This is a genomic window from Arthrobacter sp. B0490 (assembly GCF_002929355.1).
Taxonomy (GTDB): Bacteria; Actinomycetota; Actinomycetes; order Actinomycetales; family Micrococcaceae; genus Arthrobacter_D.
This window is the reverse complement of record NZ_PJIR01000190.1, coordinates 1-509: the sequence shown is the minus strand read 5'-3', so window position 1 is coordinate 509 and position 509 is coordinate 1. Positions and strand designations below refer to the sequence as shown.

Annotated in this window: 1 protein-coding gene; it reads right to left on the bottom strand. The window is 66.0% G+C overall.

Going from position 1 to position 509, the window contains the following annotated elements; all coding sequences use genetic code 11:
* Positions 1 to 483 (bottom strand): methyltransferase domain-containing protein (locus CXQ97_RS21370; RefSeq protein WP_146069771.1); only part of this gene is annotated, 483 nt, incomplete at its 3' end.
* Positions 484 to 509: the final 26 nt, after the last annotated feature.

Sequence of the window (509 nt, the reverse complement as noted above, 5' to 3'; positions counted from 1 at the left end):
CTGCAGGGTACCGCTGCACAGACTGGTGAAGGCAAAGATGCCGCCCGGACGCAGCACCCGCCGCACTTCGCTCAGCACGCTGGCGAAATCCTCACACCACTGCAGTGCCAGGCTCGAATAGATCAGGTCGACAGTGCCATCACGCAGCGGCAGCCGCTCGGCGTCACCGGTGACGAAATGCCGTGCGCCGCCCTGCGGCCGTGCATGACGCAGCATGCCCTCGGCGATATCCAGTGCCAGGCCATCGGCCTCCGGAAAGGCCGCAGCCAGGACGCGGGAGAAGTAGCCGGTGCCGCTGCCAAGATCGAGCCAGCGGCCGGGTTGCCGAGTGGAGGGCAGTCGGGCCAGCAATTGATTGCCGACCTGTCGCTGCAGTGCGGCGACGCTGTCGTAACTGCCCGCAGCACGGGAAAACGATGCCGCGACCTGGCGCTTATCAGGCAACTGCGCCGGCGAACGCTCGCTGAGCGATGCTTCAGTCATCCTCGCCATCACCCATAAACGCCAGC